16 protein-coding genes are annotated in these 15,869 nt (G+C 63.6%); 10 read left to right on the top strand and 6 right to left on the bottom strand.

What is annotated here, in order from left to right; all coding sequences use genetic code 11:
• Positions 1-19: 19 nt before the first annotated feature.
• Complete coding sequence (gene hemF, locus ACK3BK_RS00135) at positions 20-931, bottom strand: oxygen-dependent coproporphyrinogen oxidase (protein ID WP_411383530.1); 912 nt, start codon at positions 929-931, stop codon at positions 20-22.
• Between the two features lie 133 nt (positions 932-1,064).
• On the opposite strand from hemF, the gene ACK3BK_RS00130 reads away from it, so the two are divergent.
• The gene (locus tag ACK3BK_RS00130) at positions 1,065-2,042 is read left to right on the top strand and encodes an NADPH:quinone reductase (RefSeq protein ID WP_411383529.1); all 978 of its coding nucleotides are present in this window, start codon (positions 1,065-1,067) and stop codon (positions 2,040-2,042) included.
• A 358-nt stretch (positions 2,043-2,400) separates the two neighbouring features.
• Here the strand turns inward: ACK3BK_RS00130 and ACK3BK_RS00125 are convergent, their stop codons facing one another.
• The 3 genes from ACK3BK_RS00125 to dprA all read right to left on the bottom strand — a co-directional run bounded on the left by ACK3BK_RS00125 (position 2,401) and on the right by dprA (position 4,922).
• Entirely contained in the window at positions 2,401-2,706 is a 306-nt protein-coding gene (locus ACK3BK_RS00125; RefSeq protein WP_411383528.1) for a hypothetical protein, read from the bottom strand.
• 523 nt (positions 2,707-3,229) lie between these two features.
• Entirely contained in the window at positions 3,230-3,787 is a 558-nt protein-coding gene (locus ACK3BK_RS00120) for an L-threonylcarbamoyladenylate synthase (protein ID WP_411383527.1), read from the bottom strand.
• Positions 3,788-3,824: 37 nt separating this feature from the next.
• Complete coding sequence (gene dprA / locus ACK3BK_RS00115) at positions 3,825-4,922, bottom strand: DNA-processing protein DprA (RefSeq protein ID WP_411383526.1); 1,098 nt, start codon at positions 4,920-4,922, stop codon at positions 3,825-3,827.
• Between the two features lie 208 nt (positions 4,923-5,130).
• Here dprA and def point away from each other — a divergent pair, with 208 nt between their 5' ends.
• From def to ACK3BK_RS00090, 5 genes are read left to right on the top strand one after another with little or no spacing between them, the layout of a single operon-like run.
• Positions 5,131-5,637: a peptide deformylase gene (gene def / locus ACK3BK_RS00110; RefSeq protein WP_186721119.1), complete on the top strand. Its 507-nt coding sequence runs from the start codon at positions 5,131-5,133 to the stop codon at positions 5,635-5,637.
• Between the two features lie 60 nt (positions 5,638-5,697).
• Positions 5,698-6,630, top strand: a complete 933-nt coding sequence (gene fmt, locus ACK3BK_RS00105) for a methionyl-tRNA formyltransferase (RefSeq protein ID WP_186721121.1) — start codon at positions 5,698-5,700, stop codon at positions 6,628-6,630.
• Positions 6,627-7,937: a 16S rRNA (cytosine(967)-C(5))-methyltransferase RsmB gene (gene rsmB, locus ACK3BK_RS00100; protein WP_411383525.1), complete on the top strand. Its 1,311-nt coding sequence runs from the start codon at positions 6,627-6,629 to the stop codon at positions 7,935-7,937. The genes fmt and rsmB overlap by 4 nt, the downstream gene beginning before the upstream one ends.
• A 23-nt stretch (positions 7,938-7,960) precedes the next feature.
• On the top strand, positions 7,961-9,334 hold the full coding sequence (trkA, locus tag ACK3BK_RS00095) for a Trk system potassium transporter TrkA (protein ID WP_186670218.1): 1,374 nt from the start codon (positions 7,961-7,963) through the stop codon (positions 9,332-9,334).
• An 11-nt stretch (positions 9,335-9,345) separates the two neighbouring features.
• On the top strand, positions 9,346-9,654 hold the full coding sequence (locus ACK3BK_RS00090; protein ID WP_411383524.1) for a tetratricopeptide repeat protein: 309 nt from the start codon (positions 9,346-9,348) through the stop codon (positions 9,652-9,654).
• Between the two features lie 177 nt (positions 9,655-9,831).
• Here the strand turns inward: ACK3BK_RS00090 and ACK3BK_RS00085 are convergent, their stop codons facing one another.
• On the bottom strand, positions 9,832-10,719 hold the full coding sequence (locus tag ACK3BK_RS00085; RefSeq protein WP_186670214.1) for a lysophospholipid acyltransferase: 888 nt from the start codon (positions 10,717-10,719) through the stop codon (positions 9,832-9,834).
• A gap of 41 nt (positions 10,720-10,760) precedes the next feature.
• Positions 10,761-11,312: a DNA-3-methyladenine glycosylase I gene (locus ACK3BK_RS00080; RefSeq protein WP_054893031.1), complete on the bottom strand. Its 552-nt coding sequence runs from the start codon at positions 11,310-11,312 to the stop codon at positions 10,761-10,763.
• Positions 11,313-11,396: 84 nt separating this feature from the next.
• Between ACK3BK_RS00080 and glyQ the strand changes: the two genes are divergently transcribed.
• The 4 genes from glyQ to ACK3BK_RS00060 all read left to right on the top strand — a co-directional run bounded on the left by glyQ (position 11,397) and on the right by ACK3BK_RS00060 (position 15,758).
• Positions 11,397-12,344 (top strand): glycine--tRNA ligase subunit alpha, encoded by a 948-nt coding sequence (glyQ, locus tag ACK3BK_RS00075; protein ID WP_025337182.1) that lies wholly within the window; start codon positions 11,397-11,399, stop codon positions 12,342-12,344.
• Positions 12,341-14,395: a glycine--tRNA ligase subunit beta gene (gene glyS, locus ACK3BK_RS00070; protein WP_186670212.1), complete on the top strand. Its 2,055-nt coding sequence runs from the start codon at positions 12,341-12,343 to the stop codon at positions 14,393-14,395. Before glyQ ends, glyS begins: the two co-directional genes overlap by 4 nt.
• A 3-nt stretch (positions 14,396-14,398) precedes the next feature.
• Positions 14,399-14,926 (top strand): D-glycero-beta-D-manno-heptose 1,7-bisphosphate 7-phosphatase, encoded by a 528-nt coding sequence (gmhB, locus tag ACK3BK_RS00065; protein WP_186721127.1) that lies wholly within the window; start codon positions 14,399-14,401, stop codon positions 14,924-14,926.
• Positions 14,927-14,987: 61 nt separating this feature from the next.
• Complete coding sequence (locus ACK3BK_RS00060) at positions 14,988-15,758, top strand: lysophospholipid acyltransferase family protein (protein WP_186721128.1); 771 nt, start codon at positions 14,988-14,990, stop codon at positions 15,756-15,758.
• Positions 15,759-15,869: the final 111 nt, after the last annotated feature.

The following is a 15,869-nucleotide window of genomic DNA, read 5'->3' as shown; positions in this document are numbered from 1 at the left end:
TCCTCGGTTATCCACAGATTTACTGGCCGAGCCAGTCGCGGTCCTGCAGGAAGTAATCGGTCAGACGCGCCTCCTCGCTGCCAGGGGTGGCCTTCCAGTCGTAGCCCCAACGAACCTGCGGCGGCAACGACATGAGGATCGACTCGGTACGCCCGCCGGATTGCAGGCCGAACAGCGTGCCGCGGTCGTAGACCAGGTTGAATTCGACATAGCGCCCGCGGCGATATTCCTGGAATTCGCGCTGCTGCGCGGTGTAGGGGGTGTTCTTGCGCCGCTGCACGATCGGCAGGTAGGCGTCGATGTAGGCATCGCCGATGGCACGGATGAAGGCGAAGCAGGTGTCGAAATCCCACTCGTTCAGGTCATCGAAGAACAGCCCGCCAATGCCACGGGGTTCGCCGCGGTGCTTGAGGTGGAAGTAGCGGTCGCACCAGGCCTTGTAGCGCGGGTACACGTCGGCACCGAAGGGGGCACAGGCCTGTTCGGCGACGCGGTGCCAGTGGATGCAGTCTTCCTCGTTGCCGTAGTACGGGGTCAGGTCGAAGCCGCCGCCGAACCACCACACCGCTTCTTCGCCCTCTTTCTCGGCGATGAAGAACCGCACATTGGCGTGGGACGTTGGCACATGCGGGTTGTGCGGGTGGATCACCAGCGACACGCCCAGCGCCTCGAAGCCACGGCCGGCCAGCTCCGGGCGGTGCGCACTGGCCGACGGTGGCAGGCCGGCGCCGAACACATGGGAGAAGTTGACCCCGCCTTTCTCGATCAGCTTGCCCTCGCCGATCACCCGGGTACGACCGCCGCCGCCAGCATCGCGAACCCAAGCGTCCTCGACGAAGCGGGCGCCGCCGTCCTCGGTTTCGAGGGCGGCGCAGATGCGGTCTTGCAGGTCGAGCAGATAGGCCTTCACGGCCTCGGTGCGGCTGGTCATCGGGTCACCTGGGAGGGGCAGGGAGGAATTCGCCGCGTAGCATACCACCGGCCAGCGCCGCGCCGCAGTTGACGGCAGTCAAGCAAAGGCGTCCGATAGAGGGCCTTTGCGATGACGACAACAGGAGTGTGTGATGGCCAAGCGTATTCAGTTCAGCCAGCATGGCGGCCCGGAAGTCCTGCAGCTCGTGGAATTCGAACCGACACCGCCCGGCCCGCAGCAGGTGCGCGTGCGCAACCATGCGATCGGTCTGAACTTCATCGATACCTATTTCCGTGGCGGGCTCTACGCGCCGCCATCACTGCCTTCTGGCCTGGGCACCGAAGGTGCGGGTGTGGTCGATGCGGTGGGCGAGGGCGTCACCCGCTTGAAGGTCGGCGACCGCGTAGGCTACGGCGGCGGGCCGCTGGGCGCCTATGGCGAATACCACACCCTGCCGGAAGCGAACCTGGTGAAGCTGCCCGACAGCATCAGCTTCGAGCAGGCTGCGGCCGTGATGCTCAAGGGCCTGACCACCCAGTACCTGCTCAAGCAGACCTACGCGGTGCAGCCCGGCGACTTCATTCTGTTCCACGCCGCCGCAGGTGGCGTCGGCTCGCTGGCCTGCCAATGGGCCAAGGCCTTGGGTGCCAAGCTGATCGGCACTGTCAGTTCCGCAGAAAAAGCCGAGCGCGCCAAGGCGCTGGGGGCCTGGGCGACCATCGATTACAGCCATGAAGACGTGGCCAAGCGTGTGCTGGAGCTGACCGAAGGCCAGAAGTGCGCGGTGGTGTACGACGGCGTCGGTGCCGACACCTGGCTGACCTCCCTCGACTGCCTGCGCCCGCGTGGCTTGATGGTGAGCTTCGGCAATGCCTCCGGCGCGGTGAGTGGCGTGAATCTGGGAATTCTGTCGCAGAAGGGCTCGCTGTACGTGACCCGGCCGACCCTGGCCAGCTACGCCAACAACGCCGAGAACACCCAGGCCATGGCCGATGACCTGTTCGCGATGATTGCCAGCGGCAAGTTGGTGGTGGATATCCAGCAGCGGTATCCGCTGGCGGAGGCTGCGAAGGCGCAGGAAGCGTTGTCGGCGCGCCAGACGGTGGGGTCGACGGTGCTGTTGCCCTGACTCTTGCGGGAGCTGTGGTTCGGTGTACCGAACCCGCTCCCACGGAGGGGTCTGCTCAGGTCATAAGCCTGCGTAGGAAATTTCCCTAAATAAGAAATGTGCCCCTAGGGTCCGCTGAAACCAGCACCGCTCTCAAGAATAGCTAACGAACAAATGCTTCCAAGTGAGCTATCGATGGTGATTCGCACTCGACTTCTCGCCTGTTAGCACTGTCTGCGATGGCTTCCAAACTATAAGGCATTCGCCTTTCTGGAATTGCTTGATAGAGGCATTCAGGCGACTCGTATTACGTTCACTCGCAAGCAAATATTCAGTCTCATCCAAAGCGACGGTAGCTGGATTTCTCAAGGTCATAATCTCAGGGCACTTTCCAAGGAGTTGGCTTAGACTCGATCCCATCCAGCATCGCTTCAACCAGGCCCTCTGCCAGCTCGATGGCATGCAGGTTCGACCAGAACATGCCCCGACCTCCATCACTCAAGTGGTCCATGGCTTTGATGCCTGTATCGTAGGCGCAGCGCAGGTAGAGCGCGACGTGGACCAAGGCGTCGTGGGGTTCGATGTCGGGGTTGACGGTGAAGAGCGGGGGATGGCCGGCGTCGCAGCGGCCGAAGGGGTGGGCGGTGGTTTTTGGGAGGGGTGGGTCGGGGACTATTTTTTTCATAATTGCTCCAGTGATGGAGCTGACACCCTTTCGTTACCACACGGTTGGGTGGCAGCTGTACGCGGAGTGGTAAACCGGACTGGAGGCATTTCCGGCAGGCAAAAGCCTCCCGCGCACAGCCGCCATAAGCGGCATTGCCCCAGAAACACCGGGTTACCACACCCGATCGCCAAGTTGTTCGGCGACGGTCTGGAGCCTAGAGGTAGACGTTCCCACTGAGAAGGTAATGGCGGTCGACAGGCCGCGTAGGATATTTCCCTAAATCAGAAATGTGCAGCCTCAAGGATCAGAATCAGAAAGATCACACCGCTGCTCCGCACGTTGTAGGAGCAACTGTCTTGTTCAAAATCTAAAGGCCAGCCCAATCCCTGGACTGCCCCTCAAGGGTTGGATTTGTGTCCAACTTCTTGGGGGCAGTCCATCCCTGTAGGAGCGGGCTTGTCCCGCGATCACCGGCGTAGCCGGTGCCATGCATCGCGGTGTTACTTTCGCGGGCAAGCCCGCTCCTACAAGGTGTGAACAATCAGCCCGGCCGCACTACTTCGCCCGTGACCAGATCGCGAATCACACTCGGATTCCTGCGTCCGCCCAGCGCGCCGCCGAGCACCAGGTCCAGCTGGTTGTGGAAATACTGCTCCACCCGCAACCGGCTCTTGGCCGCCGGCCGCCCGGCAGGATTGGCGGAGGTGGAGATCAGTGGCCCCACCAGCGCGCACAGCTCGCGCACCTGGGGATGATCGCTGACCCGCAGCGCCACCGTATCGTGCTGGCCAGTCACCCACTCGGGCAACAGGTCCTGGTGCGGCACCAGCCAGGTGTTCGGGCCCGGCCAGGTGCTGCCCATGCGATCGATCCAGTCCTGGGGGAATTCCTCGAACAGGAAGTCGAACTGACGGATGTTGTCGGCGACCAGGATCAGGCCTTTATCCACAGGGCGCGACTTGAGCGCCAACAGGCGGTACACCGCGTCTTCGTTCCACGGGTCGCAGCCCAGGCCCCAGACCGCTTCCGTCGGATAGGCGATCACCGCACCCGCCTTCACCTCACGCGCGGCTTGTTGCACACGCCAACTGCTCACCATTGCTGTCTCTCCGCTTTAAGCCTGATGCGCAGTGTACTTAGGCGGAACGGGCAAACCAACGTCCGGCTTCGCTGCTGACCCGCCCTTCGAGTTCGAGCTCGGTCAGACTGGCCAGTACCTGGGCCAGTGGCAGCCCGCTGCTGTGGGCCAGGCCCTCGCTGGTCTGTGGAGCGGCATGCAGCAACGCCAGCAGTGGATGACCCGGTTTCTCCACAGACGCAGGAGGCAGGTTCTGCCAACCGCGCAGGCTGTCGAGGATCTGCCCGACGCTCTCCACCAGCAGCGCACCATCGCGAATCAGTTGATGGCAGCCCTTGGCGCCAGGGTGGTGAATGGAGCCGGGAATCGCGTACACCTCCCGACCCTGTTCGGCTGCCAGCCGGGCGGTGATCAACGAGCCGCTGGCCAGGCTGGCCTCCACGACCAGCACGCCGAGCGACAGGCCGCTGATGATGCGGTTGCGGCGGGGGAAGTTGCCGGCCAGTGGCCCGGCGTCCAGCGGGTACTCCGAAACCAGCGCGCTGCCGTTGTCGATCATGGCCCGTGCCAAGTCGCGATGGCGCTGTGGATAAAGTTTTTGCAACCCCGTGCCGAGCACCCCGATCGTGTGGCCGCCGGCGTTCAACGCAGCCCGATGAGCGGCGCCGTCGACACCCAGTGCCAAGCCGCTGGTGATGGTGAACCCGGCCTGAGCCAGGCAACAGGAAAACGCACCGGCCGTATCCAGCGCCGGGGGTGAAGCGCGCCTGCTGCCGACGATCGCCAACTGCGGCCGTTCGAGCAAGGCAGGGTCGCCGGCCACGAAAAGCAAAGGCGGCGGATCATCTATCTCGGCCAGCAATGCCGGGTATCCAGGGCCGTCCCACATCAGTAAACACTGGCCCGGACGCTCTAGCCAGGCCATTGCAGCCAATGCGCCATCGCGTACTTGCGCACTGCGCCGGGCGTCTATACTGGAAGCCTTCAGGCCCAGAGCACGCCAGGCGCTGGCCGGCGCACTGAGTGCCGAAGAGGCACTGCCGAATGCTTCGATGAGGGTATGGAAACGACGCAAGCCAATATCGGGAAGGCGATGCAGACGCAGCCGCGCCTCCAGTTCCGCTGGAGTGCAAGGCGACGAACGGGATGGGTTCATGGTGGATCATCCTTGATCGGCAGGAGGCCAATAAGCAGGCACATCCTGTGGATAACTTTGTGGGTAACACTTTGAAAAGCTGTCGACTGAAACGCCAGCTATCAAGCTCATAGAGACCCTAGCCAAGCTTCCCAGGTGCCGAACGCTCCATTTCCCTTTATTATGTGTGCTCAGTTTTCAACCAAACGCACAGTGACTGCCTGACCCTATGGCCATCTTGAACATCCTCGAATTCCCCGACCCGCGCCTGCGCACCCTCGCCAAACCGGTAACGGAGTTCGACGACGCCCTGCACCAGCTGATCGACGACATGTTTGAAACCATGTACGAAGCGCCCGGCATCGGCCTGGCCGCGACCCAGGTCAACGTGCACAAGCAGGTCGTGGTGATGGATCTTTCCGAAGATCGCAGCGAGCCGCGGGTGTTCATCAACCCCAGCGTCGAAGAGCTGACCCACGACATGGGCCAGTACCAGGAAGGCTGCCTGTCGGTGCCAGGCTTCTACGAGAACGTCGACCGCCCGCTGCGCGTACGGGTCAAGGCCCAGGATCGCGACGGCAAGCCCTTCGAGCTCGAGGCCGAAGGCCTGCTGGCGGTGTGCGTGCAGCACGAGTTCGATCACCTCAACGGCAAGCTGTTCGTCGACTACCTGTCTCAGCTCAAACGCGACCGGATCAAGAAGAAGCTGGAAAAGCAGCACCGCCAGCAAGCCTGATCCCCACCTTCCAGAAGGCTTGCTCCGGCAAGCCTTTTTCTTTTTTGAAGCGAGAACTCCATGCGCATCGTCTTCGCAGGCACCCCAGAGTTTGCCGCCGAACACCTCAAGGCCCTGCTCGACAGCCCGTACGAAATCGTGGCCGTCTACACCCAGCCCGACCGTCCCGCCGGCCGGGGCCAGAAGCTCATGCCGAGCGCGGTCAAGGCGTTGGCCGTGGCCCACGACATCCCGGTGCTGCAACCGCCGACCCTGCGCAACGCCGAAGCCCAGGCCGAACTGGCCGCGCTCGCGCCTGACCTGATGGTGGTGGTCGCCTATGGCTTGATCCTGCCGCAGGCGGTGCTGGATATTCCCCGCCTTGGCTGCATCAACAGCCATGCCTCGCTGTTGCCACGCTGGCGCGGTGCGGCGCCGATCCAGCGCGCCGTGGAGGCGGGCGACGCCGAAAGCGGTGTGACGGTGATGCGCATGGAAGCGGGCCTGGACACCGGCCCCATGCTGCTCAAGGTCAGCACGCCGATCAGCGCCGAAGACACCGGCGGCAGCCTGCATGATCGCCTTGCCCAGATGGGCCCGGGCGCCGTGGTTCAAGCCATCGCCGGCCTTGCCGACGGCAGCTTGCAGGGCGAGGTGCAGGACGACGCCCTGGCCACCTATGCACACAAGCTGAACAAGGATGAGGCGCGTCTGGACTGGAATCGCCCGGCCGTGGAACTGGAGCGCCTGATCCGCGCCTTCAACCCGTGGCCGGTGTGCCACAGCACCCTCGACGGCGAAACCGTGAAGGTGCTGGGCGCGAACTTGTCCACAGGCAACGGCGCTCCGGGCGAGATCCTGTCCGCGAGCAAGGACGGCCTGGTGGTCGCCTGCGCTGACGGCGCCCTGAGCCTGACGCGCCTGCAACTGCCCGGTGGCAAGGCCCTGGCCTTTAGCGACCTGTTCAACAGCCGCCGCGAGAAGTTCGCAAGCGGCAAGGTGCTCGGCCAATGAACCCACGCCTGGCTGCCGCCCGCGCCCTTGCGGCCGTACTCAGCGGCAAGGCTTCGCTGAACAGCTCGCTGCCCGCGCAACTGGACAAGGTCGAGGAGCGCGATCGCGGCCTGACCCAGGACCTGGCCTTCGGCACCGCCCGCTGGCAACCACGCCTGGACCTGCTTGCCGCGCAACTGCTGCAGAAGCCGTTCAAGGCCGCCGACGCCGATGTGCAGGCGCTGCTGCTGGTCGGCCTGTACCAGCTGTTCTACACACGCATTCCGGCCCACGCCGCCATCGGCGAAACCGTCGGCTGCGCCGACAAGCTCAAGAAGCCTTGGGCAAAGGGCCTGCTCAACGCCGTACTGCGCCGCGCCCAGCGTGAGGGCGAGGAACTGCTCGCCAGCCTGGAGCGCGACCCGGTGGTCCGCACCGCCCACCCGCGCTGGCTGCAGAAGTCGCTCAAGGCGTTCTGGCCGGAGCAATGGGAAGCCATCTGCGCCGCCAACAACGCCCACCCGCCGATGATCCTGCGGGTCAACCGCCGTCATCACAGCCGTGATGCGTACCTGGCGCTGCTGGCTGATGCTGGCATCGGCGCCAGCGCCTGCCCGTTCAGCCGCGATGGCATCGTGCTGGCCGAAGCCCGCGACGTGCGCGGGCTGCCGGGCTTCGCCGACGGCTGGATCAGCGTGCAGGACGAAGCCGCACAGCTGTCGGCCGACCTGCTGGAGCTGGCCCCCGGCCAACGTGTGCTCGATGCCTGCTGCGCCCCGGGCGGCAAGACCTGCCACCTGCTCGAAGCCGAGCCGGGCCTGGCGCAGATGGTCGCCATCGACCTGGAGGCCAAGCGCCTGGCGCGGGTGCGCGAAAACCTCGACCGGCTGCAGCTCGATGCCGAGCTGATCGCCTGTGATGCCCGCGATACCGCCAGCTGGTGGGACGGCAAGCCGTTCCAGCGCATCCTGCTCGATGCGCCGTGCTCGGCCACCGGCGTGATCCGCCGCCACCCGGACATCAAGCTGACCCGTCAGGCCGAGGACATCCCGGCCCTGGCCGCACTGCAGGGAGAGCTGCTCGATGCGCTGTGGCCGACGCTCGAAGTCGGCGGCATGCTGCTCTACGCCACCTGCTCGAGCCTGCCGACCGAGAACACCGACGTGATAGACGCCTTCCTCGCCCGCACCCCCGGTGCCCGTGAGCTCGACCTGGCGACCGAGGCCGGCCTGCGCCAGCCCCACGGCCGCCAGCTACTGGCCCAGGAAGGCGGCCACGACGGCTTTTACTATGCCAAGCTGATCAAGATCGCCGCCTCGCGCGGATAAGAACAAAAGGTAGGGAGTAGCGGATGAAGATCATCATCCTCGGCGCAGGCCAGGTAGGCGGTACGCTGGCCGAACACCTGGCGAGCGAAGCCAACGACATCACGGTGGTCGACACCGATGGCGAGCGCTTGCGTGACCTGGGCGACCGCCTCGACATCCGCACCGTGCAGGGCCGCGCCTCGCTGCCCACGGTACTGCGGCAGGCGGGCGCCGATGATGCCGACATGCTGGTGGCAGTGACCAACAGCGACGAGACCAACATGGTCGCCTGCCAGGTGGCCTATTCGCTGTTCCACACCCCGACCAAGATCGCCCGGGTGCGCGAATCCTCCTACCTCAGCCGCGAGGAGCTGTTCGACAACGACCACATTCCGGTGGACGTGCTGATCAGCCCCGAGCAGGTGGTGACCAACTACATCAAGCGTCTGATCGAGCACCCCGGCGCCCTGCAGGTGATCGACTTCGCCGAGGGCAAGGCCCAGTTGGTGGCAGTCAAGGCCTACTACGGCGGCCCGCTGGTGGGTCAGCAACTGCGCCAGATCCGCGCGCACATGCCCAATGTCGATACCCGCGTGGCTGCGATCTTCCGCCGCGACCGGCCGATCAAGCCCCATGGCGACACGGTGATCGAGGCCGACGACGAAGTGTTCTTCATCGCCGCGAAGAAGGACATTCGTGCAGTGATGGGCGAGCTGCGGCGTATCGACGAGACCAACAAGCGAGTGGTCATCGCCGGTGGCGGGCAGATAGGCGAACGCCTGGCCGAAGCCATCGAAAGCCGCTACCAGGTGAAGATCATCGAGATGAGCCCGGCACGCTGCCGGCATCTTTCGGACAACCTCGAAAGCACCGTGGTCCTACAGGGCAGCGCATCGGACAAAGACCTGATGCTCGAAGAAAACATCGCCGAGGCCGACATCTTCCTGGCCCTGACCAACGACGACGAAGCCAACATCATGTCGTCGCTGCTGGCCAAGCGCCTGGGTGCCCGCAAGGTGATGACGCTGATCAACAACCCCGCCTACGTCGACCTGGTGCAGGGCGGCGACATCGACATCGCCATCAGCCCGCAGTTGGCGACCATCGGCACGCTGCTGGCCCATGTGCGCCGTGGCGATATCGTCAGCGTGCACTCGCTGCGTCGCGGTGCAGCGGAAGCCATCGAGGCAGTCGCCCATGGTGATTCGAAATCGAGCAAGGTGATCGGCAAGGCCATCGAAGATATCGCCCTGCCGCCTGGCACCACCATCGGCGCGATCATTCGCGACGAAGAGGTGCTGATCGCCCACGACGACACGGTGATCGAGGCGGGAGACCATGTGATCCTGTTCGTTGTGGATAAAAAGCACATTCGCGATGTGGAGAAGCTGTTCCACGTCGGCTTGAGTTTCTTCTAGGAGAAGACGGCATGCGCGAATCGCTGGAAAAGATGCTGGCCAAGGGTGTGGATAACCCGCTGCTGAGATTCGGCCTGGGCAAGGCCTGGCTGGATGAGGGCAAGGGCGCCGAAGCAGCGTTGCACCTGGCGAGTTGCGTCGAGCAGGACCCGAAGTACTCGGCAGCGTGGAAACTGTTGGGCAAGGCGTATCAGCTCGAAGGCGACATCGCTGCGGCGCGCAAGGCGTGGGAGGAGGGGATCGTTGCGGCGCAGGCCCATGGCGACAAGCAGGCCGAGAAAGAAATGACCGTGTTCCTGAAAAAGCTGAACAAAGCCTGACAGACGCCGCGGTCCTTGTAGGAGCGGCGGTTCGCCGCTGCGACTTGTCCCGCGATCGGGCGCGAAGCGGCCGCAAACTCGGCAACCGAGATTTTCCTGATAGATCTCGGCGTCTGGTTTTACGGCCGCTTCGCGCCCGATCGCGGGACAAGCCCGCTCCTACAGTTTGTGGATAACTCAGTACCAGCGCGGCTCGCCGGCCGGACGCTTCTTGAAGCGCTTCATGCTCCACATGTACTGGCTCGGGTACTCGCGCACATAGCGCTCGACCACCTTGCTCATGGCTGCCGCAGCCACCGCCACATCCTCGCTGTACATCGCTTCGGGCGCCGCTTCGAGGAACACCTTGAACCCGGACCCGTCCGGCAGGCGCAGGGCATGCAGGAACACCCCCACCGCCTTGCCGCCAGCCAGCATGTTCGGCACGAACTTGCTGGTCAGCGCCTGGGTGCCGAGGAAAGGCACGAATACCCCCGCCGACTCGGCCGGCTCAGGGTCGGCAGGAATGCCCACCTGCCCGCCGCGACGCACTTCCTTGATCACGCTGAGAATGCCTTCCTTGGTCGAAGGCGCCACGCGGTTGCCCATCTGCACCCGCTGCTCGCGCAGCAAGTCATCCACCGCCTTCAGCTTGGGCGGACGGTAGAAGATGATCGGCTTGCACTGGTTGCAATAGAAGTGGTTCAGCACCTCCCAGTTGCCCAGGTGGCTGGTGATGCCGACCACCCCTTTGCCAGAGGCCAGGGCTTGCTCGAGCACTTCCAGGCCGTGCACTTCCTTGACCAGCTCCAGCGACTGCTGAGGCGGGCGGATCCAGGCCCAGGCGCTTTCGACGAAGGACTTGCCGATATCCTTCAGCGCACGCCCCACCAACTGCTCACGCTCGGCAGGGTTCATCTCGGGGAAGCACTTGGCAAGGTTGATGCGCACCACGTTGCGCGAACCGTTGGGGATTTTCCACATCAGCCAGCCGATACCGGCACCGACGCGCTGCACCGCGCCCCAGGGCAGTTTGGCGAACAGGCGCAGCACCCCGACCATCAGGGCGCCCTTGAACTTTTCCACAGGCCAATTCCTTATTTCTGCAAGGCGCGCATTGTAACGCCTCAGCGCACCAGCGCGGCGTAGCGATCGCAATCGGTGGTGTGGTCCATGACCATGCCGGTGGCCTGCATGAAGGCGTAGCAAATGGTCGGACCGACGAAGGTGAAGCCCTTTTTCTGCAGGGCTTTGCTCATCGCCTTGGCTTCGTCGGTGATCGCCGGGATGTCGGCGCGCCCCTGGTAATGGTTGATCTTCGGCTCGCCGCCAACGAACGACCACAGCCACTCGCCGGGGTTTTCCAGCGCCAGCCAGGCCCGCGCATTGCGGCGCACGGCATTGAGCTTGAGGCGGTTGCGGATGATGCCTGGATCGAGCATCAGCTCTTCTATCCGCTCGTCGCTCATCTCGGCCAGTTGCACTGGGTCGAAGCCTTGCAGCACCTGGCGATAGCGCTCTCGTTTCTTCAGCACGGTGATCCACGAAAGGCCCGCCTGGAACCCTTCGAGCAAAAGCATCTCGAAGAGCAACGCCGGGTCGCGCTGCGGGGTTCCCCATTCCTGGTCATGGTAGGCCTGGTACAAGGGATCGTCGGTACACCAAAAGCAGCGTGGCATAAGGCTCCAATTACGTAGAGGGCGAGGCGAATCGGGTTATACTCCCGCTCTTTACATCCGCATCCCCAGATACAGGTGAATTTCGTGAGCCAGCCTACGCCAGCCGTGCGTACCTTCCAAGACCTGATCCTCGCCCTGCAGAACTACTGGGCCGAGCAAGGTTGTGTGGTACTTCAGCCCTACGATATGGAAGTAGGCGCCGGCACTTTCCACACCGCCACCTTCCTGCGCGCCGTCGGCCCGGAGACCTGGAACGCTGCCTACGTGCAGCCTAGCCGTCGCCCCGCCGACGGACGGTATGGCGAAAACCCCAACCGCCTGCAGCACTACTACCAGTTCCAGGTGGTACTCAAGCCGAACCCGGCCAACTTCCAGGAGCTGTACCTGGGCTCGCTGAAGGCCATCGGCCTGGACCCGCTGGTCCACGACATCCGCTTCGTCGAAGACAACTGGGAATCGCCGACCCTGGGTGCCTGGGGCCTGGGTTGGGAAATCTGGCTGAACGGCATGGAAGTGACCCAGTTCACCTACTTCCAGCAGGTCGGTGGCATCGAGTGCTACCCGGTCACCGGCGAGATCACCTATGGTCTGGAGCGTCTGGCCATGTACATCCAGGGTGTCGATTCGGTGTACGACCTGGTCTGGGCCGACGGCCCGTTCGGCAAGGTCACCTATGGCGATGTGTTCCACCAGAACGAAGTGGAGCAATCGACCTACAACTTCGAGCACGCCAACGTCGAGAAACTGTTCGAGCTGTTCGACTTCTACGAAAGCGAAGCCAACCGCCTGATCAAGTTGGACCTGCCGCTGCCGACCTACGAAATGGTCCTGAAGGCTTCGCACACCTTCAACCTGCTCGACGCCCGCCGCGCCATCTCGGTGACCGAGCGCCAGCGCTACATCCTGCGCGTGCGCACCCTGGCCCGCGACGTGGCGCAAAGCTATCTGCAAGCCCGCGCACGCCTGGGCTTCCCGATGGCCACCCCCGAACTGCGTGATGAAGTACTGGCCAAGCTGGAGGCTGCACAATGAGTGCGCAAGATTTCCTGGTTGAACTGGGCACCGAAGAGCTGCCCCCAAAAGCCCTGGCCTCGCTGGGCGACGCATTCCTGGCCGGTATCGAGAAAGGCCTGCAGGCCGCCGGCCTGAACTACGCCGGCAAGTCGGTCTATGCCGCGCCACGCCGCCTGGCCGTACTGATCCGCCAACTGGACGTACAGCAACCTGATCGCAGCATCAATATCGACGGCCCGCCCCGCCAGGCCGCCTTCGATGCCGACGGCAATCCGACCCAGGCCGCCCTCGGCTTCGCCAAGAAGTGCGGCGTCGAGCTGTCCGAGATCGACCAGAGCGGTGCCAAGCTGCGCTTCTCCCAGCACATCCCGGGCAAAGCCACTGCCAGCCTGCTGCCAACCATCGTCGAAGACTCGCTCAACGACCTGCCGATCCCCAAGCGCATGCGCTGGGCGGCCAGCCGTGAAGAGTTCGTGCGCCCCACTCAGTGGCTGGTAATGCTGCTGGGCGACCAAGTCGTCGACTGCACCATCCTCTCGCAGAAAGCCGGTCGCGAATCGCGCGGGCACCGCTTCCACCACCCGGAAAACGTGCTGATCACCACCCCGGCCAACTACGTCGAGGACCTGCGCAAGGCCCACGTACTGGCCGACTTCGCCGAGCGCCGCGAGCTGATCGCCAAGCGCACCGCAGAGCTGGCCCTGCAGCAGGAAGGCAGCGCCATCGTACCGCCGGCGCTGCTGGACGAAGTGACTGCGCTGGTCGAATGGCCGGTGCCGCTGGTGTGCTCGTTCGAGGAGCGCTTCCTGGAAGTGCCGCAGGAAGCCCTGATCACCACCATGCAGGACAACCAGAAGTACTTCTGCCTGCTCGACAGCGAAGGCAAGTTGCTGCCGCGCTTCATCACCGTGGCCAACGTCGAGAGCCTCGATCCGAAGCAAATCGTCGAGGGTAACGAGAAGGTCGTGCGTCCGCGCCTGACCGACGCCGAGTTCTTCTTCAAGCAAGACAAGAAGCAGCCTCTGGAAACCTTCAACGAACGCCTGAAGAACGTGGTGTTCCAGGCCCAGCTGGGTACGGTGTTCGACAAGGCCGAGCGTGTCTCCAGACTGGCCGCCTACATCGCCCCGTTCATCGGCGGCAGTGCAGCCAACGCCGGCCGCGCCGGCCTGCTGTCCAAGTGCGATTTGGCCACCGAAATGGTCGGCGAATTCCCTGAAATGCAGGGCATCGCAGGCTACTACTACGCCGTCAACGATGGCGAGCCACAAGATGTCGCCCTGGCACTCAACGAGCAGTACATGCCGCGCGGTGCTGGCGCGGAGTTGCCGGAAACCCTCACCGGCGCCGCCGTGGCCATCGCCGACAAGCTCGACACTCTGGTCGGCATCTTCGGCATCGGCATGCTGCCAACTGGCAGCAAGGATCCCTACGCCCTGCGTCGCGCCGCCCTCGGCGTGCTGCGCATCCTGATCGAGAAGCAGCTGGACCTGGACCTGACCGCTGCGGTCGAGTTCGCGGTCAAGCAGTACGGCGCCAAGGTCAAGGCTGCAGGCCTGGCTGACCAGGTGCTGGAGTTCATCTTCGATCGCCTGCGTGCACGCTACGAAGACGAAGGGGTCGATGTGGCCACCTACCTGTCGGTACGTGCCCTGAAGCCGGCTTCGGCCCTGGATTTCGATCAGCGCGTGCAGGCCGTGCAGGCCTTCCGCAAGCTGCCGGAAGCCGAGGCCCTGGCCGCGGTGAACAAGCGCGTTTCGAACCTGCTGAGCAAGGCCGAAGGCGCCATCGCCGACCAGGTCGAGCCGAAGTACTTCGACAACGCCAACGAGTTCTCCCTGTACTCGGCGATCCAGCAGGCCGACCAGGCTGTGCAGCCAATGGCTGCCGCACGCCAGTACAGCGAATCGCTGGCACGCCTGGCTGCGCTGCGCGATCCGGTCGATGCGTTCTTCGAGGCGGTCATGGTCAACGCCGAAGACGCCAAGGTACGCGCCAACCGTTATGCCCTGCTCAGCCGCCTGCGCGGTCTGTTCCTGGGCGTGGCCGACATCTCGCTGCTGGGGTAAGCCTTGAAACTGCTGATTCTCGATCGAGACGGGGTGATCAATCACGACTCCGACGCCTACATCAAGTCGCTGGAGGAGTGGATCCCCATTCCCGGCTCGATCGAGGCCATTGCGCAGTTGAGCAAGGCGGGCTGGACGGTGGCAGTGGCCACCAACCAGTCCGGCATTGCCCGTGGCTACTACCCGCTGTCCACGCTGGAGGCCATGCACGCGCGTCTGCGCGAGCTGGTCGCCGAGCAGGGCGGCGAGGTCGGGCATATCGTCTATTGCCCGCATGGGCCGGACGAAGGCTGCGAGTGCCGCAAGCCCAAGCCCGGAATGCTGCGGGCGATTGCCGAGTATTACCAAGTCGACCTGCGCGGTGTATGGTTCGTCGGCGATAGCACAGGTGACCTGGAGGCCGCCCTGGCCGTCGGAGCACAACCGGTGCTGGTGAAAACCGGCAAAGGGGAGAAGACCCTGAAAAAGGGCATCCCTGAAAACACATTGATTTTCGACGATCTGGCAGCCATCGCCAGAGAACTTATTTAAAGAGTGCGCCTGTTCGGCGCACTTCCTCAGGCGGGCGAGCCCCGCAACGGTACATGCCACTATGTCGATCCTGCAGGCGATCAGAATCTTTCTTTTTTACCTGCTGTTGGGCACCAGTTCGCTGCTGTGGTGCTCGCTGAGCTTCTTCATCGCGCCCTTCCTGTCGTTTCCGCGACGCTATCGCTTCATCAACGTCTACTGGTGCCGCTGTGCGGTGTTCCTGACACGGGTGATCCTGGGTATCGACTACAAGATCATCGGCGCCGAGAACGTGCCCAAAGAGCCCTGCGTGATTCTGTCCAATCACCAGAGCACCTGGGAAACCTTCTTCCTCTCGGCATACTTCTCGCCCATGAGCCAGGTGCTCAAGCGTGAGCTGTTGTACGTGCCGTTCTTCGGCTGGGCAATGGCGATGCTGCGGCCGATCGCCATCGACCGCAACAACCCCAAGGAAGCCCTGCGCCATGTGGCGAGCAAGGGCGACGAACTGCTCAAGCAGGGCGTCTGGGTGCTGATTTTCCCCGAGGGTACGCGCGTGCCCTATGGTCAGGTCGGCAAGTTCTCCCGCGGTGGCACCGCCCTGGCGGTGAACGCCGGCCTGCCGGTGCTGCCGATCGCGCACAACGCTGGCAAGTTCTGGCCAAAGACTGGCTGGGGCAAGCGCTCTGGCACCATCGAGGTGGTGATTGGCGAGCCGATGTACGCCAACGGCACCGGGCCACGTGCCATCGCCGAGCTCAACGATCGTGCCCAGGCGTGGAACGAGGCGACACAGCGGGCCATGGGGTCGCTGCCGCCGGCAGAAGAAAACGTCACCGAATCAATCGCCTGATGATCTGTGGATAACGTGTTAGCAATTTTTGGATTAATGCTTTCGGATCGTGTCTAAGTAGTTGAATTAGCTATTTATTTCTCTGTATGACGTTTTTTCGAAAATCGTGCA

It is taken from the genome of Pseudomonas sp. L7, from assembly GCF_046605565.1.
GTDB classification, from domain to species: domain Bacteria; phylum Pseudomonadota; class Gammaproteobacteria; order Pseudomonadales; family Pseudomonadaceae; genus Aquipseudomonas; species Aquipseudomonas wayambapalatensis.
This window is presented reverse-complemented; position numbering and strand designations above follow the sequence as displayed.